This window comes from Variovorax sp. PAMC28562 (assembly GCF_014303735.1).
In the GTDB taxonomy this organism is placed as follows: domain Bacteria; phylum Pseudomonadota; class Gammaproteobacteria; order Burkholderiales; family Burkholderiaceae_C; genus Variovorax.
This window is the reverse complement of the sequence record NZ_CP060296.1, coordinates 1,868,815-1,895,471: the sequence shown is the minus strand read 5'-3', so window position 1 is coordinate 1,895,471 and position 26,657 is coordinate 1,868,815. Positions and strand designations below refer to the sequence as shown.

25 protein-coding genes are annotated in these 26,657 nt (G+C 64.9%); 1 reads left to right on the top strand and 24 read right to left on the bottom strand.

From position 1 onward, the window contains the following. Positions 1 to 12: 12 nt before the first annotated feature. From murF to dapF, 24 genes are all read right to left on the bottom strand, one after another. Positions 13 to 1,479, bottom strand: coding sequence for a UDP-N-acetylmuramoyl-tripeptide--D-alanyl-D-alanine ligase (murF, locus tag H7F36_RS09035; protein ID WP_261802548.1), 1,467 nt, complete (start codon positions 1,477 to 1,479; stop codon positions 13 to 15). Next, positions 1,476 to 2,981 carry a UDP-N-acetylmuramoyl-L-alanyl-D-glutamate--2,6-diaminopimelate ligase gene (locus H7F36_RS09030; protein WP_187054878.1) on the bottom strand — a complete coding sequence of 502 codons (1,506 nt, stop codon included), beginning with the start codon at positions 2,979 to 2,981 and terminating at the stop codon, positions 1,476 to 1,478. The genes murF and H7F36_RS09030 overlap by 4 nt, the downstream gene beginning before the upstream one ends. Positions 2,982 to 2,986: 5 nt before the next feature. Further along, a complete protein-coding gene (locus H7F36_RS09025; protein WP_187054348.1) occupies positions 2,987 to 4,741 on the bottom strand; it encodes a peptidoglycan D,D-transpeptidase FtsI family protein in 1,755 nt (584 codons plus the stop codon). Next, a complete protein-coding gene (ftsL, locus tag H7F36_RS09020) occupies positions 4,741 to 5,088 on the bottom strand; it encodes a cell division protein FtsL (protein WP_187054347.1) in 348 nt (115 codons plus the stop codon). Before ftsL ends, H7F36_RS09025 begins: the two co-directional genes overlap by 1 nt. Position 5,089: 1 nt before the next feature. Beyond that, complete coding sequence (rsmH, locus tag H7F36_RS09015) at positions 5,090 to 6,016, bottom strand: 16S rRNA (cytosine(1402)-N(4))-methyltransferase RsmH (RefSeq protein WP_187054346.1); 927 nt, start codon at positions 6,014 to 6,016, stop codon at positions 5,090 to 5,092. A gap of 8 nt (positions 6,017 to 6,024) precedes the next feature. After that, positions 6,025 to 6,453, bottom strand: coding sequence for a division/cell wall cluster transcriptional repressor MraZ (gene mraZ / locus H7F36_RS09010; RefSeq protein ID WP_187054345.1), 429 nt, complete (start codon positions 6,451 to 6,453; stop codon positions 6,025 to 6,027). A 258-nt stretch (positions 6,454 to 6,711) separates the two neighbouring features. Next, complete coding sequence (gene hslU / locus H7F36_RS09005) at positions 6,712 to 8,034, bottom strand: ATP-dependent protease ATPase subunit HslU (RefSeq protein WP_187054344.1); 1,323 nt, start codon at positions 8,032 to 8,034, stop codon at positions 6,712 to 6,714. Between the two features lie 27 nt (positions 8,035 to 8,061). Further along, positions 8,062 to 8,607, bottom strand: coding sequence for an ATP-dependent protease subunit HslV (gene hslV, locus H7F36_RS09000; RefSeq protein ID WP_187054343.1), 546 nt, complete (start codon positions 8,605 to 8,607; stop codon positions 8,062 to 8,064). 88 nt (positions 8,608 to 8,695) lie between these two features. Then, positions 8,696 to 10,336 carry an STAS domain-containing protein gene (locus H7F36_RS08995; protein WP_187054342.1) on the bottom strand — a complete coding sequence of 547 codons (1,641 nt, stop codon included), beginning with the start codon at positions 10,334 to 10,336 and terminating at the stop codon, positions 8,696 to 8,698. 58 nt (positions 10,337 to 10,394) lie between these two features. Continuing rightward, positions 10,395 to 11,375, bottom strand: a complete 981-nt coding sequence (gene dksA, locus H7F36_RS22450) for an RNA polymerase-binding protein DksA (RefSeq protein WP_409051984.1) — start codon at positions 11,373 to 11,375, stop codon at positions 10,395 to 10,397. A 174-nt stretch (positions 11,376 to 11,549) separates the two neighbouring features. Further along, a complete protein-coding gene (locus H7F36_RS08980; protein ID WP_187054340.1) occupies positions 11,550 to 12,608 on the bottom strand; it encodes a CobW family GTP-binding protein in 1,059 nt (352 codons plus the stop codon). Positions 12,609 to 12,730: 122 nt separating this feature from the next. Next, a complete protein-coding gene (locus tag H7F36_RS08975) occupies positions 12,731 to 13,951 on the bottom strand; it encodes a class I SAM-dependent rRNA methyltransferase (protein ID WP_187054339.1) in 1,221 nt (406 codons plus the stop codon). Positions 13,952 to 14,015: 64 nt separating this feature from the next. Beyond that, complete coding sequence (locus tag H7F36_RS08970; protein ID WP_187054338.1) at positions 14,016 to 14,627, bottom strand: ANTAR domain-containing response regulator; 612 nt, start codon at positions 14,625 to 14,627, stop codon at positions 14,016 to 14,018. Between the two features lie 22 nt (positions 14,628 to 14,649). Next, positions 14,650 to 15,858 (bottom strand): transporter substrate-binding domain-containing protein, encoded by a 1,209-nt coding sequence (locus H7F36_RS08965; RefSeq protein ID WP_187054337.1) that lies wholly within the window; start codon positions 15,856 to 15,858, stop codon positions 14,650 to 14,652. Then, positions 15,855 to 17,183 carry an amidase gene (locus H7F36_RS08960; RefSeq protein ID WP_187054336.1) on the bottom strand — a complete coding sequence of 443 codons (1,329 nt, stop codon included), beginning with the start codon at positions 17,181 to 17,183 and terminating at the stop codon, positions 15,855 to 15,857. The genes H7F36_RS08965 and H7F36_RS08960 overlap by 4 nt, the downstream gene beginning before the upstream one ends. Positions 17,184 to 17,195: 12 nt before the next feature. Continuing rightward, the gene (locus H7F36_RS08955; RefSeq protein WP_187054335.1) at positions 17,196 to 17,918 is read right to left on the bottom strand and encodes an ABC transporter ATP-binding protein; all 723 of its coding nucleotides are present in this window, start codon (positions 17,916 to 17,918) and stop codon (positions 17,196 to 17,198) included. After that, complete coding sequence (locus H7F36_RS08950; RefSeq protein ID WP_187054877.1) at positions 17,911 to 19,677, bottom strand: ABC transporter permease subunit; 1,767 nt, start codon at positions 19,675 to 19,677, stop codon at positions 17,911 to 17,913. Before H7F36_RS08950 ends, H7F36_RS08955 begins: the two co-directional genes overlap by 8 nt. A 64-nt stretch (positions 19,678 to 19,741) precedes the next feature. Continuing rightward, entirely contained in the window at positions 19,742 to 20,575 is an 834-nt protein-coding gene (locus H7F36_RS08945) for a branched-chain amino acid ABC transporter permease (RefSeq protein ID WP_187054334.1), read from the bottom strand. Positions 20,576 to 20,615: 40 nt separating this feature from the next. Then, a complete protein-coding gene (locus H7F36_RS08940) occupies positions 20,616 to 21,782 on the bottom strand; it encodes a substrate-binding protein (RefSeq protein ID WP_187054333.1) in 1,167 nt (388 codons plus the stop codon). A 64-nt stretch (positions 21,783 to 21,846) separates the two neighbouring features. Beyond that, positions 21,847 to 22,728: a nitrilase family protein gene (locus H7F36_RS08935; RefSeq protein WP_187054332.1), complete on the bottom strand. Its 882-nt coding sequence runs from the start codon at positions 22,726 to 22,728 to the stop codon at positions 21,847 to 21,849. 159 nt (positions 22,729 to 22,887) lie between these two features. Next, positions 22,888 to 23,871: a tyrosine recombinase XerC gene (locus tag H7F36_RS08930; protein ID WP_187054331.1), complete on the bottom strand. Its 984-nt coding sequence runs from the start codon at positions 23,869 to 23,871 to the stop codon at positions 22,888 to 22,890. Further along, the gene (locus H7F36_RS08925; RefSeq protein WP_261802547.1) at positions 23,855 to 24,511 is read right to left on the bottom strand and encodes a YdcF family protein; all 657 of its coding nucleotides are present in this window, start codon (positions 24,509 to 24,511) and stop codon (positions 23,855 to 23,857) included. Before H7F36_RS08925 ends, H7F36_RS08930 begins: the two co-directional genes overlap by 17 nt. Then, entirely contained in the window at positions 24,508 to 25,203 is a 696-nt protein-coding gene (locus H7F36_RS08920; protein ID WP_187054330.1) for a DUF484 family protein, read from the bottom strand. The genes H7F36_RS08925 and H7F36_RS08920 overlap by 4 nt, the downstream gene beginning before the upstream one ends. A gap of 39 nt (positions 25,204 to 25,242) precedes the next feature. Further along, on the bottom strand, positions 25,243 to 26,118 hold the full coding sequence (gene dapF / locus H7F36_RS08915; protein WP_187054329.1) for a diaminopimelate epimerase: 876 nt from the start codon (positions 26,116 to 26,118) through the stop codon (positions 25,243 to 25,245). 206 nt (positions 26,119 to 26,324) lie between these two features. Here dapF and H7F36_RS08910 point away from each other — a divergent pair, with 206 nt between their 5' ends. Beyond that, positions 26,325 to 26,642 (top strand): cell envelope biogenesis protein TolA, encoded by a 318-nt coding sequence (locus H7F36_RS08910; protein ID WP_187054328.1) that lies wholly within the window; start codon positions 26,325 to 26,327, stop codon positions 26,640 to 26,642. Positions 26,643 to 26,657: the final 15 nt, after the last annotated feature.

Below are 26,657 nucleotides of genomic sequence, written 5' to 3'. Positions count from 1 at the left end.
TGCGTGCGCGGTTCATGCGTCATGTCCGGCCTCCTCGTTGTTGCTCGTTGTTTTGGTCGTTGCCTCTATGGCCTGCACTACGCGCTCCATGCGCATGAAGCGCGAGCCCTTGACGAGCACGCTGGCCACGTTCGGCAGCGCGGCGAGCACTGCGGCGTTGAGCGCTTCGATGTCGCTGAAATGCTCGCCGACCAGGCGGCGCGTGACGTCGGTCCGCGCATCGAAGGCGTCGATGCTATGCCGCGAGTCCTGCCCGAGTGCAAAGAATGTTTCGATGCCGCGCTGGCGCGCCCAGGCGCCCACCTCGGCATGAAAGCCCGCACCCTGATTGCCGACCTCGCCCATGTCGCCCATCACCAGAAGGCGCGGTCCCGGCAATGCCGAGAGCACCTCGATAGCTGCGCGCACGGAGTCGGGGTTGGCGTTGTAGGTGTCGTCGATCAGCGTAATCACCTGTTGATTCGCGAGCCGCAGCGCGCTGGCACGCGAACGCCCCTTCACTGGCTCGAACGCATCGAGCCCTTCGACGATCTTTTCCAGCGAAACGCCACTCGCCAGCGAACAGGCGATAGCCGCCAGGGCATTGATGACGTTGTGCCGACCGGCGATGCGCAGCGTGCATTGCAGCGGCCCGATCGGCGTGCGCGCCGCGAGGCGCCAGGCACCGTCTTGCCAGTCGGCGGCCAGCAGCGCGATGTCGGCACTCTCGTGCTCGCCAAATGTCAGGCAGCGGCGCGAAGCACCCGCTCGCGCCAGGTCGCTCCAGAGCGCGGTGAAGATATCGCCAAACGGAAACACGGCCGTACCGTTGGCCGGCAGCGCGGTCAGTACGGCACCGTTTTCTTGCGCCACGGCTTCCACCGTCGCCATGAATTCCTGGTGCTCGCGCTGGGCGTTGTTGACCAGTGCGATGGTCGGACGCGCCATCGCGGCCAGGCGCGCGATCTCGCCCGGATGGTTCATGCCGAGTTCGACGACTGCACGCGTGTGGCAACCACGCAAGCGCAGCAGCGTGAGCGGCACGCCGATCTCGTTGTTGAAGTTGCCGGCGGTGGCCAGCGCACGATCGTCGCAGGCCGCAAGCAGGATCGCCGCGATCATCTGGGTGACGGTGGTCTTGCCGTTGCTACCGGTCACCGCTACCAGCGGCAGCTCGAACTGCGAGCGCCAGCCGGTGGCAAGCTCGCCGAGTGCGGCGAGCGAGTCGGGCACTTCGAATCCCGCGAGGCCTGCGGCTTCTAGCCCACCGCGCGCGATGGCTGCGACCGCGCCGGCCGCCTTGGCATCGGCCAGGAAGTCGTTGGCGTCGAAGCGCTCGCCCTTGAGTGCGACGAACAAGTCGCCCACACCCAGCGTGCGGGTGTCGGTGTGCACACGCTGAATCGGCGTGGCGGCGTCACCGATCAGCTTCGACCCAGGCAGCCATTGCTGAACCTGACCCAACGTCATCATCGGCGAGTGCATCGGCGCGGCGCTCATGCGGCACCTCGTCGCGTGAGCGCGTCGACCGCATGCGTGCGGTCCGAAAACGCGATGCGTTCACCGGCGATCTCCTGCCACGCTTCATGACCACGACCGGCGATCAGCACGACGTCTTCGGGCTTCGCCTGCGCCAGCGTTTCGGCAATGGCGGCGGCACGGTCCACCTCGACTTGCGCGGCATCAGGATTGGCCAGCCCGAGCAGGATCTGACTGATGATCGAGCCTGGCTTTTCGCTGCGCGGGTTGTCGCTGGTCACGACCAGCCGGTCGGCGCGCGTCTCGGCCACGGCGGCCATCAGCGGCCGCTTCAGGGCGTCGCGATCACCCCCGCAGCCGAACACGCACCACAGCGCGCCGCCACGTTGCTGGGCGAGCGGCTGCAGTCCGGCCAGCGCCTTGTCGAGCGCGTCGGGCGTGTGCGCGTAGTCGATCACCGCGAGTGGATGACCCGGCACGCTGATGCGCTCCATGCGGCCAGGCACGCTGCTCAAGTGGCGGCAGGCATCGACAGCATCGGCCAGGCCCACGCCCAGGGCGCGCAAGGTGCCGAGTACGCCGAGCAGGTTGTCGACGTTGTATTGGCCGATCAGTTGGGTCGCGAGCCGCTGGTTCGGCGCACCCTGCTCGACCACAGAAAACTGCAATCCCGCCGCGTCGTAGCCGATGTCTTTTGCCATCAATCGAGCGGGGGCGCCGGCAGCCGACACGGTCCACACATCGAGCGAACCGACACCGGCCTCGACGAGATTGCCCACCAGGCTCGCGCCGTGCACGTCGTCGAGATTGACCACCGCCGCTCGCAGGCCAGGCCAGCGAAATAGCTCGACCTTGGCCTGCCAGTAGGCGTCCATGTCGCCGTGGTAGTCGAGGTGGTCCTGCGTGAAATTGGTGAACACGGCGACAGCGATGCGCGTGCCGTCCAGACGTCGCTCGGCGATGCCGATAGACGACGCCTCGATAGCGCAGGCGCCAAAACCGCGATCGACGAAGCCGCGCAGTTCACGCTGCAACACGACAGGGTCGGGTGTCGTCAGGCCGGTGTAGTTCAGATCCGGTGGCACGCCGATGCCGAGTGTGCCGACGACACCGCACGGCGCCTTGCGCGCCTGCATCAGCGCCTCGGCCAGCCACCACGCGGTGGATGTCTTGCCGTTGGTGCCGGTCACGGCCAGGATGTCGAGCACGCGCGATGGCGCCTCGTAGTAGGCGGCGGCGATCGGGCCGGTCGCCGCCTTCAGGCCTGCGTAGCTGGCGATGGCTTCACTGGCAATGGCATCGTCTTCGAACCCGAAAGCGTCGACGCCCTCCTGCTCGACCAGGCAGGCCGCAGCGCCCTGCGCCAGCGCTGCCGCCACATGCTTGCGGCCATCGGTTGCCGCACCGGGCCAGGCGATGAAGCCGTCGCCCGCGCCGACCGGCCGGCTGTCGGCATGCAGCACGCCGCGCACGCGCGACTTGAGCCACGTTGCCGCTTCGGCCGGGTTGGTGAGCATCGTCATCGGCATCAGAAGCTCTCGTCCACGCCATTGGTCGTGACCAGCGGCTTGACTGCGAGATCGGGCGGCACGTTCATCATGCGCAACGTCTGCTGCACCACTTCGCTGAAGACCGGCGCAGCGGCCAAGCCGCCGAAGTACACGCCGTCGCTGGGTTCGTCGATCATCACGCCGACGATGATCCGAGTCTTCTCGATCGGTGCCATGCCGGTGAACCATGCGCGGTACTTGTTGCTCGCATAGCCCTTGCCGACCTGCTTGTGGGCGGTGCCCGACTTGCCGCCGACCGAGTAGCCGACCGTCTGCGCGAGCGGGCCAGTGCCGCCGGGCGCAGCGGCCATCTGCAGCATGCGGCGCACGGCGCGCGCGTTCTCGGCGGAGAACACACGCACGCCGACGGCGGGCTGGTCGGACTTCAGCATCGTGGTCGGGATGACCATGCCGTCGTGCGCGAACGAGGTGTACGAGTGCGCCATCTGAAAGAGCGATGCCGACAGGCCGTAGCCATAAGCCATGGTGGCTTGCTCGACCGGCTTCCAGCTCTTCCACGGGCGCAACCTGCCCGTCACCGCGCCGGGAAACTGGATCACCGGCTTCTGGCCGTAGCCGAGCGCGGTGTACGTGTCCCACATTTCATGCGGCTGCATCTTCTGCGCGATCTTCAGCGCGCCCACGTTGCTCGACTTCTGGATCACGCCTTCGACCGTCAACGTGCCGTAGTTGTGCGTGTCGCTGATGGTGAAGCCGCCGATCTGGAACCGACCCGGCGCGGTTTCGATGATGGTCTTGGGCGTGACACGGCCGGCTTCGAGCGCCATGCCGATGGTGATCGGCTTCATGGTCGAGCCGGGCTCGAAGGTGTCGGTCATGGCGCGGTTGCGCAACTGCTCGCCGGTCAGGTTTTGGCGCTTGTCGGGCACGTAGCTCGGGTAATTCGCGAGCGCCAGCACCTCGCCGGTCACCGAATCGAGCACCACCACGCTGCCGGCCTTCGCCTTGCGTGCGATCACCGCGTCGCGCAGCTTCTGGTAGGCGAAGAACTGCACCTTGCTGTCGACGCTGAGCTGGATGTCGCGGCCATCGAGCGGTGGCACGGTCTCACCGACGCCTTCGACGATACGACCGAGCCGGTCCTTGATGACGCGGCGCGAACCCACCTTGCCGGCCAGTTGCTTGTCGAACTCGAGTTCGATGCCTTCCTGCCCGTTGTCCTCGACATTGGTGAAGCCGACGACGTGCGCGGCGGCTTCGCCTTCGGGGTACTGGCGCTTGTATTCCTTGCGCTGGTACAGGCCCTTGATGTTGAGCGCAGCGATCTGCTTGGCGATCGGCATGTCGACCTGCCGCTTGATCCAGACGAACTGCTTGTCTTCGTCTTCGAGCTTCTTGTCGAAATCCTTCTGCGGCATCTCGAGCAGCTTCGCGGCCAGCTTCAACTTGGCCTTGACGTCCGGATCGTCGCGCTCGATGTCTTCCGGAATCGCCCAGATGCTCGGCGCCTCGACGCTCGATGCCAGGATCAGGCCGTTGCGATCGAGGATGCGGCCACGACTCGCAGGCAGCTCGAGGGTGCGGGTGAATCGCACCTCGCCCTGGCGCTGAAAAAAGGCGTTGTCGAACACCTGTACGTAAGCAGCGCGGCCGGCCAGCACGACGAAGCCGAAAGCGATGCCGGCCACGATGAACTTGCTGCGCCACACCGGCGTCTTGCTTGCCAGCAAGGGGCTCGATGCGTATTGCACGCTGCGGCTGTTGCGGCGCATCAGTGCTCCTTCTTGCCGGTGGTCGCGGAAGGTGCGGACGACGGCACCGGCGGCGGCGCTTGCACCACAGCAGGAATGACCGAACCGTCGGGCCGCACGTACTGCGTGATGGCCGGCGTGGTGGTGCGCATCTTCAGCTGCTCCTTGGCCAGCTTTTCGACGCGCAGCGGCGTGGCCTGCGCGCGCTTTTCTACCTGCAGGCGCTCGTTGTCGAGCTCGAGGCGACGTGCTTCGTTCTGCACCCGGTCGAACTCGGTGAAGAGCTGGCGCGACAGGTACTGCGTGTGCACCAGGTACAGCGCCGAGGCGAGCACGGCGAGCAGCAGCAAAAAGTTGAGCCGCGCCATGTCAGTTCACCGCCGTGCGTTCGGCCACGCGGAGGATGGCGCTGCGCGAACGCTTGTTGCCAGCCACCTCGATCGCGGACGGCTTGATGCGATCGAGCACCTGCAATTTCATAGGCTGCGGCACGGCAAACGGAGCACGGCGGTCGTACACCTCGCGCGAGTGTTTAGCGATGAACTGCTTCACGATGCGATCTTCCAGCGAATGGAAACTGATCACAGCGAGGCGCCCCTGGGGTTGCAGCACAGTGAGGCTCGCCTCTAACGCCTGTTGCAGCTCTTCAAGCTCGGCGTTGATGAAAATCCGAAGAGCCTGAAATGTGCGCGTTGCAGGGTTCTGGCCCTGCTCGCGGGTTTTGACCGCGCCAGCCACGAGGTCGGCCAGCTCGGTGGTGGTTGAAATTGGGCCCCGTTCTTGTCGGCGAGCATCAATCGCCTTTGCAATCTGAACAGCAAACCGTTCTTCGCCATAGTCACGAATCACCTCTGCAATCTGCTGAGTGTCGGCCGTTGCCAGCCAGTCGGACACGCTCTCGCCGCGCGTGGTGTCCATGCGCATGTCGAGCGGACCGTCGAACCGAAATGAGAAACCACGCGCCGGGTTGTCGATCTGCGGCGAACTCACGCCGAGGTCCAGCAGCAGGCCTGCGACACTGCCCGCAGGCAGCTCGCGCAGGTCTTTGAAACCCTGGTGACGGATAGAAAAACGCGCATCGGTGATGCGCGCTGCTTCGGCCACCGCTTCCGCATCTTTGTCGAATGCGATCAGCCTGCCTTCCGGCGCCAGCCGGGCCAGGATGGCCCGGGCATGTCCACCGCGCCCGAACGTCGCGTCGACGTAGGTGCCGCGCGCAAGCGATGTCGTGTCGGCAAAAAGCGCGTCGGACGCTTCTTTCAACAGGACTGTGGTGTGGGTCCATGGCTGCTCCACTGCCGGCCTCAGAACGAAAAGTCCTGGAACACGTCGGGCATGTCGCCTTGCGTGGCCTCGGCTTCCTTGGCGTCGTACGTCGCCTTGTCCCACAGCTCGAAGTGGTTGCCCATGCCGAGCAACAGTGCATCGCGCGTGATGCCGGTGGCGGTGCGCAGTTCGGGCGACACCAGCACGCGGCCGGTGCCGTCCATTTCGACATCCATCGCGTTGCCGAGAAAGACACGCTTCCACCACTGCGCCGACATCGGCAGCGCCGCGATGCGGTCACGAAATTTTTCCCACTCCGGGCGGGGGAACACCATGAGGCAACCGTGCGGGTGCTTGGTGATGGTGAGGTGGCCGGCCGCCGTCGCGCTCAGAACGTCACGATGCCGGGTCGGCACCGCGAGCCTCCCTTTGGCATCCAGACTGAGCGATGAAGCGCCTTGAAACACGAGAACAAAACCTTGGTTGTGAGACGTCTCCGACATCCACTACGGATGTCGGGCGACACTTTTTCCCACTTATATGCACTTTTCGCCACTTTATCAGGAAGGAACACCTGCGCAAGAAGGCCCTTGCGGAGAATTTTGTAATGGAATCAACGACTTAGCTGTACTTTTGAACAGTCGAAGTACTGAAAATCGTTGCAAATGAAGCACTTAGCTCACGCACTGCATGTGATGCGTGAAGCGCCGTTGCGGCGCCCTACTTCAAAGAATGAATCGCGAAAGGTCTTCGTCGTGACTTAGTGCCGCAAGTCGGGTGTCGACGTAAGCGGCGTCGATGTGAATCGACTGGCCTTCGAGTTGGGTCGCGCCGAAGCTCACCTCGTCGAGCAGACGCTCCATCACCGTCGACAAACGACGCGCGCCGATGTTCTCGGTGCGCTCGTTGACTTCGAAGGCGATGCTCGCCAACCGTTGGATGCCATCCGGCGTGAACTCGAGCGTGACGCCCTCGGTCGCGAGCAGCGCCTGGTATTGCTTGACCAACGAGGCACGCGTCTGCATCAGGATGCTTTCGAAATCGGCGATCGACAACGATTGCAGTTCGACGCGAATCGGAAAGCGCCCCTGCAACTCCGGAATCAGATCGCTCGGCTTGCTCAGATGGAAAGCGCCGCTCGCGATGAACAGGATGTGATCGGTGCGAATCACACCGTACTTGGTGCTCACCGCAGTGCCTTCGACCAGCGGCAGCAAGTCGCGCTGCACGCCTTGGCGCGACACGTCGGTGCCCTGTGCTTCGCTGCGCGTGGCCACCTTGTCGATCTCGTCGATGAAAACGATGCCGTTCTGCTCGGCGTTGGTGATCGCCTGCGCCCGAATGTCGTCTTCGTTGACCAGCTTGGCGGCCTCTTCGTCGATCAGCAGGCGCATCGCTTCCGCGATCTTCAGCTTGCGCGTCTTGCGTTTGGTCTGGCCCATCTGGCCGAACATGCCCTTGAGCTGCTCGGTCATTTCTTCCATGCCGGCCGGGCCCATGATTTCGAGCGGCGCGCGGGTTTCGGCCAAGTCCAGTTCGATGTCCTTGTCGTCGAGCGCGTGCTCGCGCAGCTTCTTGCGAAAGGCCTGGCGCGTGGTGTTGGCGGTATCGGGCACCGCGCCTTCGGCCGTGCGTGCGGGCGGCAGCAGCACGTCCAGAATGCGGTCTTCGGCTGCGTCTTCGGCGCGCGTCCGCACCTTCGCGCTTTCGCTCTCACGGGTCTGCTTCACGGCAATTTCAGCCAAGTCGCGAATGATCGAATCGACGTCTTTGCCTACATAGCCGACCTCGGTGAACTTGGTGGCTTCGACCTTGATGAACGGCGCGTCGGCAAGGCGTGCGAGCCGGCGCGCGATCTCGGTTTTACCGACGCCCGTCGGGCCGATCATCAGGATGTTCTTGGGCGTAATTTCAGAGCGCAGCGAACCCTCGACCTGCTGCCGGCGCCAGCGATTGCGCAGCGCGATGGCGACGGCACGCTTGGCGTCGGGCTGGCCGACGATGTGGTTGTCGAGTTCGGAAACGATTTCCTGGGGCGTCATGGACATGGCGTGCTTTTCTCTGTCTGTGCCGGTTCAGAGCGTCTCGACCGTGTGGTTCATGTTCGTATAAATGCAAAGTTCGCCGGCGATCTCCAGCGATTTCTTGACGATCTGCTCTGCGGTGAGATCGGTGTTGTCGAGCAACGCCTTGGCGGCCGACTGGGCATACGGCCCGCCGGAACCGATCGCGATCACGCCACTTTCGGGTTCGAGCACGTCGCCGTTGCCGGTGATGATGAGCGAGGTGGTGGCGTCGGCGACCGCCAACATGGCTTCGAGCTTGCGCAGCACGCGGTCGGTACGCCAGTCCTTGGTGAGTTCGACCGCAGCGCGGGTCAGGTTGCCCTGGTGCTTTTCGAGCTTGGCCTCGAAGCGCTCGAAGAGCGTGAAAGCATCGGCCGTGGCGCCGGCGAACCCAGCAATCACCTTGCCGTGATAGAGCCGCCGCACTTTGCGCGCAGTGCCCTTGATGACGATATTGCCGAGCGTGACCTGCCCGTCACCACCGATCGCGACTTGGTCGCCAGCGGCGGTCTTGCGGCGCACGCTGACGATGGTGGTGCCGTGAAACTGTTCCATCGGAACAAGATAGGACGACGCAGGGATTTTTCAAGCCCTCTCACAGCGGGGTTATGTCCCGCCGGACTCTGACCGGGCTCAATGCCGGTCAGTGTTGGCGTGGCGAAACCGCAGCATGGTCGGCGATGCCGATGACGCCGAAAAACGCTGTGACGAGCCGGTGCGCATCGACGAACTGCACGCGCTGACCGCGCTCGTCGCGTGCTGTCACCCAATTCAGAAGCGTACCCGCCGCGGCAAAGTCGATGCGAACCAGCGCCGCGCACGAAATCGTCGGCGCCACCGCGTCGGCCAGTTCGGCATCCAGCCGTTGCCAGACCGCCGCCGACTCACCCGTCAGTTCACCGATGAGCGAGGGCAGCTTCGGGCCGATGTCGACCGGCACTTCGTCGCTCAAGCTGGCGAGCGTGAGCGACGGCGCCGCCGGCCTCTGTGGTTTTGGCGCTTCGGTGACCACCTCGATCGACGCGAATTCTCCCTTGGGGTCGATCCATGGCGGTGGCGACACTTCGTAGGTGATGCAGTAGTTGAGCGCGACCAGTTCGAAGTCGTCGGCCGCATGCATCACACGCAGCGCTTCCATGCGCAACTGCCACCAGATGGCATCGACCGTGCGCTCGTTCGACGGCGTGGCCTGCTCCAGCACCGCGGTCAAGTGGCCCATGCCGACGAACTGAATCTGCACGGCGGAATCGGCCCAATGCGCAAGCAGCGCCTTCAACGGTGCAGCTGCTTCCTCGTCGATGTTGCGAAGGGCACGCCAGTCGAGCGTCCACTTCGGACCGGTCGCTGCGGCAAGTGCACGCGTCAGTTCGCCGAGCGAAGGGCGCGTCAGAACCGCCGGAGCGAACCAGTCGGCCACACCAAGCGGCCGATCGGCGTCGGCTGAATTCTGCGCAACGCTAGCGGCCACTTGCAGGTCACGCGCCAGCGAACGCAGCGAAACCCACTCCGGCCCCTGCCGCTTGAAGCGCTGCGCATAGCGCGTATTGGCGGCAACGAACTTTTCGGAATCGCCCGTGGCGCGGTACAGGTCGAGCAGTGCGAGCCAGCTGTGGTTGTGCTCGGCCTGCGCGCTATCGGGCGCCAAGGTCTGCAGCAGGATCGCTTCGGCACCGGTGTCATCGCTTTGTGCAAAACGAATGGCCGCTTCCTCGATGCCACTTTCATAAACCTGCCGCCCGGCGTGCGACGCGTCGCCGTCGCTCGACCTGCCCGCCGAAGCCGAATCACCCTGCGCGCTATCGTGAGGCGTGACACCGGGAACGGTGTCGGCGTACGCACGCACATGTTCCCCCGCCATGTCGGCGGGCACTTCCGGACCGGAACCCGGAACGGGGAGCGCCGCTGCGCCGTCACTCGCGGGCCCGCGGCTTTTCCACCATTGCTGCGACATCTGCTCTTCGATCTCGTCGATCTTCTTGAGCGTGAGCGCGCGGCCCTCGGTCTTACCGGAGGTGCTGCTGACGTTGAACTGCGACGGCGTGCCGCCGTCGTCGCGCCCGCCGGCGGCGTCGCGGCGCCGCAGCTTGCGCAGCATGTCGAATTCGCGGCGACGCACGAAGTCGTTGCGCTGCCGCCGTTCGATCATTTCCTTCAGCATCTCGCGGCTGTAGCCGTTGTCAGGTGCAGCCGAATCCTGCGCGTCGAGTTCCGACCAATCCTTCAGCGGATTGCGGACGAACTTGGCCACCTTGGACAAAAGTCGACCGGGTTCTTCCTTGGCCATGAGTGCGCGCGGATTTTGGACGGGGAATCGGGAAGGGGAAGGAGTTTTGTCAGCCGGCTTAGTCGCCAAACATTTTCTGCTTGAGTTCGCGGCGCTGTTGCGCTTCGAGCGACAGCGTGGCGGTCGGGCGGGCCAGCAGCCGGCCGACACCGATCGGCTCGCCGGTTTCATCGCAGTAGCCGTAGTCGCCGGAGTCGATGCGCTGGATCGATTGTTCGATTTTCTTCAGCAGCTTGCGTTCGCGGTCGCGGGTGCGCAGTTCGAGAGCGTGCTCTTCTTCGATGGTGGCGCGGTCGGCCGGATCGGGTACGACGACGGTGTCTTCGCGCAGATGCTCGGTGGTTTCACCCGCGTTTTCGAGAATGCCGCGCTTCAGTTCCTGCAGCTTCAGGCGAAAAAACGCCATCTGCTTGTCGTTCATGTACTCCGCGTCGGGCATCGCGATGACTTCGGCATCGACCAACTGTTCGGCCGTCTTGGTCTTCCAGTTGTTCAGCAACTTCGGGTCTTTCTTGACCGCGACCGGCGGCGGCGGCACCAGGGCCGTCGACACGATCTGCGAGAAGCTCGACTTGGCAGCCGTCGAAGCGATCGATTGCGGCATCGAAGGCACCGTGAGTTGCGACAACCGCGACACCCGGCCACCGCGCGCCGGCACGGGCGTGGCGGCGATGGTGGTGATCGGCATCACCGGGGTCGGCGTGGTGGGAAGGGAGGCAGCAGCCGTTTTTTTCATGGGAATCGAAGGAGAAGATGAATCGGCGGGCCGGCCCACCGATTTGGAAGGAGAAGACGCCGCCGCGGTGGTGGTCGTGATCGTGGATTTCGCGGACTTGTCCGAGACAGCGGTTTTTTTGGCTGGCGCGGGAGCCGTTGCCGAAGCTTTTTTAGTCGCCGACGCCGCCGGCTTGGAGACCGCCGGCTTGGACGCGGCGGGCTTTGAAGCAGACTTGGCCTGAACGACAGGTTTCTTCACGGTGGCTGGCTCCTTGGACGAACTGGAACGCGCTTTCACGGGTGTCTCCTCCCATGTAGTCAGGATGCTCGCCCTTGGCGGCTCAGGGGTTATACCTCTGAAAACACGCCAAAAACTCGCTCTCTCCTGTGCCTGAAGCCATACCTCAGCCCCAAAGGGCCAAAGCACGTCGCCGGAACAGGCGGGCGATTGTATATAGAGAAGCCGAAAGTCAATGCGCTGAAAGCAAAGGTCCGCTCAAACGAGACACTGATCTAGGCCCTGTTCGAGAATTTCACGCGGAAGTTCGATACCGATGAACACCATCCGGCTCTGGCGCACTTCGTCCGCGCCCCACTCGGGCCCCAGGTCGCTGCCCATCAACTGGTGCACGCCCTGGAAGATCACCTTGCGGTCGGTGCCCTTCATGCTCAGCACGCCTTTGTAGCGCAGCATGCGCGGCCCGTAGATATTGACGATGGCGCCCAGGAAGTCTTCCAGCTTCGCAGCATCGAAGGCGCGATCGGCCCGGTAGACGAAGCTTTTGACGTCATCGTCATGGTGGTGATGGTGGCCGTGACCTTCGTTGGCATGCGACGGGTGATCGCAGCTCTCCCCGTGTGCGTGGTCATGATCGTGGCCTGCGTGCGCGTCGTCTTCCTCTTTCAGGAAATCAGGGTCGATGTCGAGCTTGGCGTTCAAGTTGAAGCCGCGCAGGTCGAACACGCTAGCCAGCGGCACTTCGCCGAAGTGCACTTTCTGCTGCGGCGCCCGCGGGTTCATGTGCTTCAGGCGATGGATCAGCGCCTCGGTTTCTTCGGCCGAGACCAGTTCGCTCTTGCTGATGAAGATCTGGTCGGCAAAGCCCACCTGGCGGCGCGCTTCCTGCCGGTCGTTGAGCTGCTGCGGCGCATGCTTGGCATCGACCAACGTCAGGATCGAGTCGAGCAGATAACTCTCGGCGATCTCGTCGTCCATGAAAAACGTCTGCGCCACCGGGCCCGGATCGGCCAGACCGGTCGTTTCGATCACCACGCGGTCGAAGTCGAGCAGCCCCTGGCGCTTCTTGGAGGCCAGCAGTTGCAAGGCTTCGCGCAGGTCTTCGCGGATGGTGCAGCAGACGCAGCCGTTGCTCATCTGGATGATCTGCTCTTTCGACTCGGTGACGAGGATGTCGCTGTCGATGTTCTCTTCACCGAATTCGTTCTCGATCACCGCGATCTTCTGGCCGTGCGCCTCGGTCAGGATGCGCTTGAGCAGGGTGGTTTTGCCGGAGCCGAGAAAGCCGGTGAGGATGGTGGCGGGGATAAGGGCCATGAATTGCTCCGGTCAAGGGAAAAGCGGGGGGCTGAAAACGGGAGAGGCGGAAGTTTAGCCAGCACCACAGCGTGGCGCCAAGGAAAGGACATCCAATGCATGCGTCGTGCCGACAGCAACCGCTATTTGCGTACGACGAGCAGCCCCTTCAAGTACTCGCCTTCCGGAAACTCGATCGTCATCGGGTGATCGGGCGCCGCGCCCAGACGCTCGCTGATGTAGCCATCGACCCCGGCGTCGATACCGGCCCCGGCGACGATCTTGTGGAACAAGTCGGCGCCAATGCCACCCGAACATGAAAACGTCAACAGCACGCCGCCCGGGACCAGCAGTTTGAGGGCCAACCGGTTGATGTCCTTGTAGGCGCGTGCGGCGCGCTCGGCGTGCGCGATGGTGGGCGCGAATTTCGGCGGGTCGAGCACGATCGCATCGAAAGTCTGGCCCTCTTCGATGAAGCGGCGCAGCGTGGCGTTGACGTCGGCATCCAGAAAGCGGGTGTCTGCGGCTTCGAAACCGTTGAGCGCCACGTTGGCACGCGCCATTTCCAGGGCGGGCAACGACGAATCGACCGACGTCAGCTCGGCGCCTTCGAGCGCGCCGGCCGCCTTCAACCCGGCCAGTGCTGCGACGGTGAAACCACCCGTGTAGCAAAAGCAGTTGAGCACGCGTCGAAACTTGCGGTGCTGGGCAAGTTCGGCAAAGCGCTGGCGGCTGTCGCGCTGGTCGAGATAGAAGCCAGTCTTGTGGCCGGTCGCGATGTCGAGCGACAGCTGCCAGCCGTGCTCCCGGATCGCGCGGACCGTGTCCCCGGAACCGCCCCCCTCGTCCGCCCCGCGCAGCCAGCCCGTGACCGGCTTCAGCCCTTCGCGCTCCCGGCCATTGGCGTCGGAACGCTCGTAGAGCCGTGCGAGCCCGGTCGCCTTCAACAGCGCATCCGCCAGCACGTCTTTCCAGCGCTCCACGCCCGCCGACAGAAACTGCGCCACCAGCGTGTCGCCGTAACGGTCGACGATGAGTCCCGGGAGCCCGTCGGCCTCGCCATGCACCAGCCGCATGCCGTCGCTGCGGATGTCGAACAGCGAGCGCGCATCGACCGCCTTCTTGCACAGCGACGCCAGAAAGCCAGCATCGATGCGCTGCGCCTCGACGAAGCTCCAGGCCCGCGCGCGGATTTTCGATATCGGGCTGAAAGCGGCCCAAGCCAGAAACTGGCCTTCATGCGATTCGACGCGCACGGTTTCGCCTGCATCGGCCGAACCGCGGGCGATCGCCGATTCAAAGATCCAGGGGTGCCGGCGTGCGAGAGAGCGCTCTTTACCGGGCTTGAGGCGAAGTATCTTCATACGCCGATTGTCGACGGCGTGGAAATCGCCTTCGAACGGAAGATTCGACGCCTTCGCTGCGACCTCAGCGGTCCAGCGGCCAGAGTCCGTCCAGCACGGAGCCCGCGCTGTTGACCGCAGCGCATACCTCCACCACCGAAATGCGCTTGTTGCTGGCCTGGCGACGGATTTGCTCGTAGGCCTGTATGTCGGTCAGCCCCTGGCGTTCGGCCAGCAGCTTTACCGCGCGCTCGATCTCGCGCCGCGAGCGCAACGCTTCTTCCAGCTTTGTCACCTTGAGCAACAGCCGGTCCTGATAGCCCTTGCTCGCGCGGGCAAGAATCAGTGTGCTCAATACCCCGGTCGGGCGAAACGGCTTGTTGATGACGGCCTGCGCATTCAGGTCGAGGATGCCTTTCAGCACCGTCGGATTCTCGTAGTCGACCAGTGCGATCACCACGGCCTCGCAATCGACTCCGCTCCATAAGTGTTCGCTGCCGCGCTCGGCCGCGACGAATACGAAGACCACGTCGATGGCGGCCGGCGGCGATGGCGGACACGGCCAAAGAGACTTCACGTTGCAGCCGATGCGGCGCAGCTGGTCGACCAGCACGTTGCAATCGGCGCCAGGCGGATGGATCACGGCCACCGACGTGCCGCGCAACTCATCGAATAGACGCTTGATGCCGGAACTCATTGGTAACCTGTCGTGCGGCGAATCAATCGCCCGCGATGTCGGCCAGACCGTACATCGTCATGTACGGGTCGGGCTTGATGACCGAGGCAGCCTCCCACGCAATGTCGAACTGGCCATCGGCACGGACCCGTCCGATGCGCGGACGCAGCCATGCATGCTGATTGTCGGAATCGATGCGCAGCTCGCCCGACGGCCCCTCGAAACTCACCTGCATGGCCGCGGCGACAAGCTTCTGCGTGTCGAGCGTGCCGGTCAGCTCGAGCGCACGCGCGAACAGGTGCACTTGGCTGTAGGCGCCTTCGGTGTACTGGCTGATCGGCAAGTCCGCGCCAAAGCGCTCCCGAAACGCGGAGACGAAGCGGGCGTTGCCGGGCGTGTCGAGCGAAGCGAAGTACTTGGCCGAGGTGAAGTGGCCCGTGCACAGCTCAGGGCCGACCGCCTTGATCTCGCCTTCGGCCATGGTGAGGCTGGCAATCGGCGTTTGCTGCGGGTCCATGCCGAGTTCACGATAGAGCCGGTACAACTCCCGGCCCGGCCGTCCCACCAGCGTCGAAAAGACGACATCGGGCTTGGCCGCCTTGATCGATTCGACCAGCCTGCTCACAGCCCCCGTATCGACCTGATAGTTGAGGTAAACCTCGCCCGTGATCTCGCCGCCGTGCTGCTCAACCACGTCGCGCATGATGCGATTCGATTCGCGCGGATAGATGTAGTCGGAGCCGACCAGGTGCCAGCGCTTGCGTCCTTCGCGCAGCAGGAAGCTCGCCAACTGCAGGCTGTTCTGGTTGGGCGCCGCGCCGGTGTAGATCACATTCGGTGAGAACTCGAAGCCCTCGTACAACGAGCAGTACCAGAGCAATCCGTTGCGGCGCTCGATGGCCGGCAGCACCGCCTTGCGCCCTGCCGAGGTGTGGCAGCCGAAGATCACGCTGATGCCTTCGTCCTGCAGCAACTGATCCGCCAGACGGCGGTACTCCGTCGGATCGGAGCCGGGGTCGAGCGCCACCGGCTCGATCTGCCTGCCGAGCACGCCACCGGCACGATTGATCTCTTCGATGGCCAGCACCGTGCCATAGAAGTGTTCGCTCTCGGAAATGGCCGTGACGCCCGACCGCGAGAACAGCACGCCGACACGCCAGGGATCGCCTGCCAGAGCGGTCTCCGGCAACGCAGAGGCATCGTGGCGTCGATCCTGGCGCGGGTCGCTGCGAAAGTCGTCGGCTGGCGTCATGTCGTGGTGCGTGAGTGACCGGAGTTGCTATTGGCAGCCACCGCAAGGGCTTGCTGCAAGGCCGCCGCGGCCCTCAACAACGGTCCATCCTCACCCGGCGCGCCGATCAGTTGAAGCCCCATCGGATGGCCGTTGACCCCAACCGCACCCGGCACGCTCACGCAGGGAGACCCGAGCAGGGTCCATGCCCGGTTGTACGTCGATGGCCCCGTGTTGGCGAACCCGACCGGTGCTTCGTCCGGCGCGCTGGGCGTGAGCAGGAAGTCGCAGGGCGCCAGCCAATCGGCAAAGCGCGCACGGGCAAGGTGTGCAGTGGCCTGCGCAGCGGCATAGGTCGGGTCGTCCACCTGGCGGGCTTCGTCCAAGTAGCTGCGCAACTGCAAGGACATGCTCTGCGGGTGGCTCGACGCCATGTCGAGGTCGCCGGCGAGCGAGCGCCATGCTTCCCATCCCTGCACTGCTGCGTGTGCGTTGAAAAGTGCCTCGACCATGGGCGGCAGCTCGACCGCGCGAATCGTCGCACCGGCACGGCGCCACGCCTCGATGCCTTGCGCCATCGCAGCCGCCGCGCTCGGCGACACGTCGCCCCACGGATACGCCCCGGGCACGCCGACAGTCCAGCGCCTTGGCGCCGGCAGCGCGGCAAGCGCCAGCGGCCGACCGCTCAGCGCCTGCGCCAGCCAAGCCACGTCTCCCATGTCGCGCGCGAACAGCCCGACGGTATCGAGCGACCACGAAAAGCATTTGAGCCCGGCGGTCGGCAACAGACCGAAGCTCGGCTTGAAACCGACGATGCCGCAATACGAGGCCGGGCGGATCGTCGAGCCGCCGGTTTGCGTGCCGATGGCCCACGGCACCAGCCCCGCCGCGACGGCCGCCGCAGACCCGGCCGACGAGCCACCCGGCGTGCGACCGGGCGCATTCGGATTGCGGGTGGCGGTCGGCTCGAGGTAGGCGAATTCGGTGGTGGTCGTCTTGCCGACGACGACGCCGCCAGCGCTGCGAATGACACCGACGATGGCGGCGTCGCTGCGCGGCGGCGCGAGACCGGCATACAACGGCGAGCCATAAGCCGTCGGCAGGTCGCGGGTATCGAAGATGTCCTTGACCGCGACCGGCAGTCCGGCGAGTGGCCCCACAGCGCGCGTTGCCCCGTCGATCGCGAGTCCGGCTTCGGCGAGGCACGAGAAAGCGCCTATCGCGGGATCGTGTTGCGCGATGGCGCTGTACGTCTGCTCCATGGCATCGGCCGCTTTACGCACGCCCGCGGCCACTTGGGCCAGGGTGGCGAGCGCGGTGGTGCGAGTCCAGATCGTCGATGTCATCGTCGCACCGTATCAGACGCGCAGCTGCGCGCGAATGATTTCAGCAGCGCCAGACGCACGCGTGTCGCCTTCGACCACAATCTCGCCGCGCTTGAGCACCGCATACCGGTCGGCGACGGCGAGCGCGAAGCCCACGTTTTGCTCGACCAGCAGCATGGAGGTACCGTTGCGGTCGCGCTCTTGCCGCAGCGCCGCGCCCACCTTGTCGATGACCGAAGGTTGCAACCCTTCGGTGATCTCGTCGACCAGCATCAACGACGGCCGCGCGACCAGCGCACGGGCCACCAGCAGCATCTTTTGCTCGCCACCCGACAGCGTACCCGCACGCTGTGCCATGCGGCCTTGCATGAAAGGAAAGATCTCGTAGATCGCCGGCAGTCGGTCGTTCAGCAACGCGTCGCGTGCGAGGCCGAGGCGCAGGTTGTCTTTGATGCTGAGGTCGACGAAGAGGGCCTGCTCTTGCGACGTATACGACACCTCGAGGCGAGCGATGCGGTGCGCCGGCAAGGTGGTGATGTCGACGCCCGCCATCGATATGCGGCCTTGGCGCTTGGGCAAAAAACCCATCGCCGATTTAAGCAGTGTCGTCTTCCCCATGCCGTTCTTGCCCAGCAAGGCGACGATGCTGCCAGCCGGCACCGAGAGGTCGAGGCCACGCAGCACCATCAGTTCGCCGTAGCCCGCGCTCACGCCTTTCAGGGTCAGCGCGGCCTCGCTGGAGCGCAACTCAGTCATGGCCGGCGCTCCCCGAGTAGATCGTCTGAACGAGCTCGGAGTCGACCACCTCCTGCACCGTTCCGGACAGCGCCAGCCGCCCTTGATGCAGCACCACGATGCGTGTCGATATCTCGCGCACGAAGTCCAGGTCGTGCTCGACCAGCAGCAGGCACAGGTTGAAGCGCACGCACAGGTCGATGAAGACCGCGCCGATGCGGCTGCGCTCTTCCAGTGAAAGGCCAGCCGTGGGCTCGTCGAGCAGCACGACCTGTGGCTCCAGCGCCAGCACCATCGCGAGCTCCAGCGCCTGTTGTTCGCCGTGCGACAAGTGCCGCGCTTCGACGTGCAACTTGCGGTCGAGCTCGGTCGCCTTCAGCACCGCCAGCGCGTGCGACGGCAAGGCCAGCGTCGTGCTCCGACGCCACAACGACGGCTTGTCGACGCGCACGCGCGCCATGCGCAGGCATTCGGCCACGGTCAGCGTTTCGAAGACGTTGGCGGTCTGGAACTTGCGCCCGAGGCCGAAGCGCACGCAGGCGTGCGGTGGCGCATGCGCGATGTCGTGTCCATCGATTCGCACGGTGCCGGCGCTGCGCTCGGCACCGTCGCTCATGCAGCGCATCAGCGTGGTCTTGCCGGCGCCGTTGGGGCCGATCAGGCTCACCAGTTCGCCGCGGTGCGCGACGAAGTCGATGCCCGACAGCACCTTCAGGCTACCGAAATGCTTCGACACGCCAGCCAGCTCGATCACCGGTGCTCCGCTGTCCACGACGGGCCGCACGGGCGCCTCGGCCAGCACGGCGGTACCTGCTGCCTGCGCCACATCCGCTGCAGCGGCGCCGCTTCGCCGGCCCAACCGACGCAGCAGCCGCGCCAGAGGAGGCAGCAAGCCCTGCGGCAACAACACGATCACCAGGACGAAGGCCACGCCGAGAAACAGCTTCCAGATGAAGGGCAGGCTGCCGCTCAGGTAGGCGCTGCCCCACTCGATCAGCAGAGCGCCGAACACCGGTCCGATCAAGGTGCCGCGCCCGCCGAGCGCGACCCAGATGATCACCTCGGTGCCGAACACGAAGCCGGCCAACTCCGGCGCGACCACGCCGCTGAAACTTGCGTAGCCAAAACCTGCGAGTCCGGCGATGGCGGCGGTGGCGACCAGCAACACGATCTTCAGGCGAGCCGTGTCGATGCCCAGGTACGAGCAGCGCGTTTCGTTGTCGCGAATCGCTGCCAGCAAGCGCCCGCCATCGCTTCGCACGAAGAGCCAGGCACCGGCAGTCAGGAGCACGAGCACACAACCAGCGATGCGAAACCAGGCCTCCAGACTCAGGTCAGGCACGGTATAGCCGGTGAGGCCCGAACTCGAGCCGGTGAAGGTGCCGCCAGAGAACAGCAATTGCGTCACCACGATGGGCAGCACCAGAGAAATGACCGAGGCATATAGCGCTGTGGAGCCGTGATAGAACGACAGCCAGCCTGTGATCAGCGCGAGGACGGCAGCAGCCGACACCGCAAGACCCAGCGCCACCCACACCATGCCGGGGCTGAAGCCGAGGTGCGTGAATACCAGCCCGGCCGCGTACGCGCCAGCCCCAAAAAAGGCCGACTGCCCGAAAGTCAGGAAACCGGTGTAGCCCCACAGCACATCGACCGTCAACGCCAACATCGCAAAGAAGATCGCTCGAATCAGGATGTTGAGCGTGTAGGTGTCTAGCAGCGACGGCGCGACCAGCGCCACGCCGGCGCATGCGGCAGCCACAGCGACCACCCGACGCATCGAACGCACCGATCGAACGTCTGCCAACGGCGCAACCGCAACGGCAACCGAGCCCAGCACGGGGTCAGTCACGGGAAAATCCTTTCGGCCGGATACGCAGCGTGACGGCTGCGAGCACAGCGATCGCCAAGCCGCCCAGAACCGGACTCACATAGGTCGAGAGCAGCACCTGCGCCGCGCCGAAGACCAGCGTGGCGACCAGCAAACTCCCCATCGACACGCCCGACACCATGACCAGCATGAAGGCGTTGACCAGCCACGGCACGCCCATGTTGGGATCGACGCTCGACAGCGGCGTGATGAGCGCACCGGCGAGGCTCCCGATGCCAGCGCCCGCCGCAAAGGTGCAAAAGCGCACCATGCCGGCATGAATACCGAGACCGCGCGCCAGCTGCTCGTTCATGATCACCGCACGCGTGACAAGGCCGATGCGGGTCCGCGTCAGGATCAGCGCGAGGGCGGTGCCGAGCACGGCGGCGGCGGCGACCAGCAGCAAGCGGTATGCCGAGTACTCGCCGCCCGACCAGGCGAAGGTGCCGTTGACCGGGCTCGGCACCAGTTGCACCTCGCGCCCGAACACCAGGGTAATGACCTGCCCGATGACGATCGCCAGGCCCCAGGTCGCGAGGATGGCGTCGAGCGGCCGTGCGTAGAGCGGCCTCACGACGACCCGCTCGATGAACATGCCGACCAGCGCGCCCACCAGCAGCGCGAACGCGAGCCCGAGCAGCGGCGACAGGCCGATGCGTGAGGCCACCAAGCTGGCATAGGCGCCGACCGTGAGGAAGGCGCCATGCGCGAAGTTGATGATCTTCATGACGCCGAAGATCAGCAACAACCCGGCCGAGACGATGTACAGAATCGCCGCCGTCGTGACGATGTCCAGCAACAGGTCCATTGGCGATTTCCGTCAGGTGAGGCGAAGCTGCAGCCGTCGCTTATTTGAGGTTAGGGCACTGCGCGCCGACAGCGACATCCTTGAAGCTGTCGATCACCTTCACACCGCCATCGGGCTGAACTTGCGCAAGATACATCGTGAGCGGCGCGTGGTGCTGCTGGTTCATCGCGATGCGGCCACGCGGGCCATCGACTGCCACTTCACCCAACGCCTTCAAGACCTTGTCGGAATCGGTGCTCTTCGCCTTTTCGACCGCCGCCTTGTAGGCGTAGACAGCTTCGTATTCGGGCACCGAAAGATCGTTGGGCGTCTTCAGGTCGGCACCGAATTTCTTGGTCAGCGCGTCGAGGAATTTCTTGTTGGCGGGGCTGTCGATGCCGGTCACGTAGGACGCCGAGATGTAGATGCCTGCGGCATCGGCGCCCATGCTCTTTGCCGTGCCTTCGTCGACCGCCAGGTTGCCGTACGGAATGTTGATGCCGGCCGCGCGCAATTGCTTGGTCAGCGTCACGTTGGGGGCGCCGCCTGCGGTCGAGGTGATCAACGCGTCGGGCTTGGTCGCGCGGATCTTGCTGATGACGGCGGTCCAGTCGCTACCGTCCATCGGCAGGTATTCCTCGCCGACGATCTTGGCGCCCTTGCCTTGTGCGTACTTCTTGGTGAATTCGAGCATGCCGCGACCGAAGGAGTAGTCGCTGCCGACCAGGAAGATCGTCTTGGCGTTCTCGGTCTTCATGAAGTAGTCGACCACCGGCGGCACCTGCTGCTCCGGCACCCATGCATTGACGAACATCCACGGGCTGCACGAGCGGCCTTCGTAGAACGAGGTGTAGATGTACGGCACTTTGCCGCGTGCCACGATGGGCAGGCCGGCATTGCGCGCGGCGCTGGTCTCCATCGAGATCAGCACGTCGACTTTCTTCTGGAACACGAGCGAATCGAAAGCCTTCTGCGCACCGACCGCGCCCGACGCATCGTCGGCCACTTCGAGTGCGAGCTTGCGGCCCAGCACGCCGCCCGCAGCGTTGATCTCCTCGATGGCCAGCTCTGCCGATTGCACCACCGAAGGCGCGACCACGCTGTTGGCGCCGGACAGGCCGACAGGCACGCCGATGCGGATCGGCGCATCGCCTTGCGCGGCGGCCAGCAACGGAAAGGCGACCAGCGTCAAAGCGGCGGCGAGGATGCGGATTTTCGGTTTGAACATGAGAAGACTCCTGCGGGTTGAATGAATGGATGAACGGACAAGGGAACGAAGAATCCGAGGGCGCTCAGTACCAGCCGGGCGCCTGCCCGCTGCCAAGCATTTCGCTGTAGACGTCGGTGCGTCGGTCGCGCAGAACCTGGTTGAAAGCGTTCCAGTTGCGCGAGCGCCGGGCCTCACCCAGGTCGACATCGGCGATGACGATTTCTTCCGCCACGCGGCTCGCGGGGCCGGCCACCGGCCAGCCCGTGCAACCGACGACCAGGCTCTGTCCTTCGAACAGCTGGCCGCGCTCGGTGCCGACGCGGTCGGCACAGGCGATGAACATCGAGTTGCTGTGGGCCGCCGCCATCGTGAGGATCGTGGCCATCGCTTCGCGCCCCGGCGCCTGGCCGGGAATCGGCACCCAGTTGGTCGGCACGCAGACGATGTCGGCGCCCTTCAATGCCTGGATGCGAAAGGTCTCGGGGAACCAGATGTCGTAGCAGATCGCCACGCCGATGCGCCCGTGCGGCGTGTTGAAAACCGGAAAGCCCAGGTTTCCCGGTTCGAAGAAAAGGTTCTCGGCGTTCCAGAGATGCACCTTGCGAAAAGTGCCGATGTAGCCATCAGGGCCGATCACCACTGCCGCGTTGTAGAGCGCGTTCCCATCGCGCTCGGCGATGCCCGCGACCAGGGTGACGCCGAGCCGTTGGGCAACGGCGATCCACGTCGCGCAGCTCGGTCCGCCGGGCACCGCTTCGGCCAAAGAGAAGGCCTCTTCACGTGTCTCGAAAACATAGCCTGAATTGCACAGCTCCGGCAGCACCATCAGTCGCGCACCCTCCGCAGCGGCAGCTTCGATCAGGCGCACGCTGGCGTCGAGGTTGCGCTGTTTCTCACCGACGAGAGGCTCGAACTGGAGGCATGCCACGCGGGTCTGTTGCGCGGTCGAAGGCGAGAGGGCCATTTCGAAAATCCAAAAAAAAGCCCCCTGCTGCGCGTAAGCGCTAAGCAGAGGGCAGTGTTGCCGGTGATGAGTGCGGCGATGTTGCCGCGGCTGGCATTGTCGCCAGCGAAGGCCCGACTCTAATGAGCGTCAGCGCGCATTGTCAAGAAGGCTCGACGGTTATTTTTTTGAGCCGCTTTCCGGCGTCGTGCGCGCCCTGGCACGCGGATGAAATTCGTCGTAGGTCTTCGCCAGATGCTGGAAGTCCAGCCGCGTATAGACCTGCGTCGTCGTGATGTTGGCGTGACCCAGCAGCTCTTGCACCGCACGCAAATCGCTGCTCGACTGCAGCACGTGGCTGGCGAACGAATGGCGCAGCATGTGCGGATGCACGGGCGCTGCAAGGCCGGCTTTGAGGCTGCGCGCGCGCAACTGCTTCCACACCGCATGGGACGACAGCCGCGTGCCCTTGGCGCCGAGGAACAAGGCCGCGCCATCGGCCGGATCGCGCTGTGCGGCGGCATCGAGCGCGGCGCAATCTGCACGCACCGTGAGCCAGGCACGGAGCGCTTCACCGGCCTTCGAGCCGACCGGCACGCTGCGCCGTTTGCTGCCCTTGCCGAGCACGCTGGCTTCCATGGCGTCGAGGTCGACCCAGCCACGCGCGGACGCGCTGGCGTAGACATCGAGCCCCGTCAGTTCGCTCACGCGCAGGCCGCACCCATAGAGCAACTCGACGACGGCGCGATCGCGCGCTTCGGTCCACGGATCGGCTTCGGTGTCGTGCAGGTCGGCCAGCCGCACCGCGTCGTCGACGGCCAACGCCTTGGGCAGCGGCCGCGCCGCCTTGGGCGCCTTCACGTCCTGCACCGGATTGCCCGCGACAAGCCCTTCGTTGCCGAGCCAGCGAAAGAAGCTGCGCCAGCAAGAAAGAATGAGAGCGATGCCACGCGGCGCATGGCCGGCACTGTGCAACTGCGCCATCCAGCGGCGCACGTGGCCCGTTTGAACCTTGTCGAACGCCAGCCGGGCTTCGGCCGCCTTCTCCGACAACGTCGTCAGATGAATGGCATACAGCTCGACCGTGCGCGCCGCCAGCCGGCGCTCCACGCGCACATGCTCCAGGTATCTTTCGACCAGGGCGAGATCAGCGGAGATAGCCATGAGCTGCATTGTTGATGATGGCCAACGGCTCGCGCAACGCACCCTTGAACGCCATGCCCCAGCGCAACCAGCAACTCGTCGGCGCGGCGGCGTACTGGACGTCGAAAAGCCGATCGAATCCACCGGCATGCGCGAGACGCTGCGCGCGCCACAGGTGATAGGGCTCCGTCACGACGATCACGCTCTTGACGCCTGCGGCCTGTAACACCGCAGTCGATAACGCCAGGTTTTCACGCGTCGATTGGGAAGCCGGTTCGAGCAGCATCGGCCCGGCATAGCCCGACTGGACAGCATGGGCACGCATGACCTCGGCTTCGATGCGGCCATCTTCGCTGTCGACGCCGCCCGAGAACACCAGGCGCTGCACACGGCCCGCTGAAGCCAGCGCCAGAGCGGCGTCGACACGGCCGGTCAGGCACGGGTTGGGTTTGCCGCGCAAGTACGCTCGGTTGCCCAGCACCAGCGCCGCGTCGGCGGTGCGTTCAGGCGGGTGGGCCAACCGATCGAGCGCATCGCGCCAGACCGTGATGCCGATGGCGACGCACACGAACACCAGCGCCGCCAGCAACAGGGCCGCAATGCCCGCCGCGGGCGCGACCCATGGTGCGGTCCGCGTTGCGCGTCGCAGCCAGCCGATCAAGGCCGCAGTCGCGACAGCGCGCCCGACGCCAGCTCGGCGATGCGCTCCAGAAACTCCGTGCCCATGTCTGAATTGAAGCGATGCGCATCGGGCGACGAGAGGATCAACATGCCGAAGGCCGGCGACTCGGGCTCGGCCCGCAGCGGGATCATTGCGATCGATACGGCGGCACGCGGCTCGGCCAGCCATTGGGTCGCCTCGAAGCCGGAATTGAGGCCGCAATACGGCTCGGTCAGCGACGTGGCGAGCGCCTTCACGTCATCGCTCACCCATTGCGCGTAAGGCTCGTTGAGGTAGCTGGTTTCGCAGTCCCACACCTTGATGGCCGCCTGTGGCACCAGAAAGAGCGACTGCAACTCGTCGACGATGCGATAAGGCACGCCACGCGGGTCGCGCGTGGTCAGGAGCCCCGCGGTCCAGCGCTGAAGCCGGTCGGACGCGACCACGTTTTCGGTGCCGTGCCGGATCATGTCCATGACACGGTGCTCCAGCGCCTTGATTTTTTCGCGCAGCATTTCAGCCTGGCGTTCCTGCAAGCTCACTGCCCGGTTGCCATGCGGGCTGGTGAGCTGTACCTGGCCCAGCAACTGCGCATGCCGCTCGAAAAAGTCGGGCGTGTTGACCAGATAGTTGGCGATGTCGTCCTCGGTGATCGGGTTCATGGCGGCGTTGTCGTGGATGTTGTGGGGCATGTCGGATCAGTCGATCAGGTCAGAAGAGTTCAGGAGCCATCAGGCGAAGTCGGGAACTTCGATGTCGCCTTCGAAGACGGTGGTTGCGGGGCCGGTCATCAGCACGGGCAGACCTTCGCCGGCCCATTCGATCGTGAGCACGCCGCCGTGAGTCTGCACATCGACCCGCGCATCGAGCAGGCCGAGACGGATGCCTGCAACCACGGCCGCGCAGGCGCCCGTGCCGCAGGCCAGCGTCTCGCCGGCACCGCGCTCGAACACGCGCAGCGCAATGTGGGCGCGATCCACCACCTGCATGAAGCCGGCGTTGACGCGTTGCGGAAAGCGCGGATGGTGCTCGATCAGCGGGCCTTGCACTGCGACCGGCGTGGCTTCGACATCGTCCACCACCTGCACCGCATGCGGATTCCCCATCGACAGCACTGCGACGGAAACGATCGCGCTGTCGGCGTGGGTGCCGAGCGCCAGACGCCATCGCTCCCAGCCGCCTTCGACCACCGGTGTGAGGCCGGCCGTATCGAAAGGCACGCGCGGCAGCTCGAAGATCGGGGCGCCCATGTCGACCGTCACGCGGCCGTCGGCATTCATGCGTGGCTCGATGACGCCAGAGAGCGTTTGCACCCGCACTGCAGCTTTGGTCGTCAGCCCATGTTCGCGCACGTAGCGCATGAAACAGCGGGCGCCGTTGCCGCATTGCTCGACCTCGCCGCCATCGGCGTTGTGGATCACGTACTGAAAGTCGATGCCCGCACCGGGCGAAGGCCGCACGGTCAGGATCTGGTCCGCGCCAACGCCGAAATGACGGTCGGCGAGGAAGCGGTACTGGGCCCTGTTCAACGCCGAGGCGCCTCGCGTCTCGTCGATCACGACGAAGTCGTTGCCGGCGCCCTGCATCTTGGTGAAACGGATTCGCATCTGCGGATTATCGGCGGCGGGCCGGCACCCCCAAGCGAGTGGCGTGAAAGCTTTTCGACAGCCGAAAGCGCCATCGTCCTACCGCTGCGGTCGGCACCCATGCCAATCGCGCGGATCTCTTTGGGGCCAGGATCCGTACAAACGCAGCCAAGGCAACGGCTCAGCGCCACGCATTTCATTTTCAAATCATTTCTGGAGCTTCTCTCATGACGAAAACACTTTCCATTCTTCTCGCGGGTCTGTTTGCCGCAGGTGCCTATGCACAACCCACCCCGCCTGGCGTGCCCGTGCCTCCGAATACCCCCGGCTACGCCACCGACAAATCGACACAGGCGGGCGAGATGCGTAAGGACCGGCGGCCGACCGGCATGGTGAAGGCGCCCGGCGGTGACGAGCCCAAGGCCCCTGAAGGCGGCGCCATCGGCACCGACAAAGCGGCGGTTGCCGGCGAGGCCCGAGCCGAAACCCGTGACCAGCGCCGGCCCGGCAAGCGCCCTAGCACGCAAGGCGGCACGCCCAAGTAATAAAGCGCCGCAGAT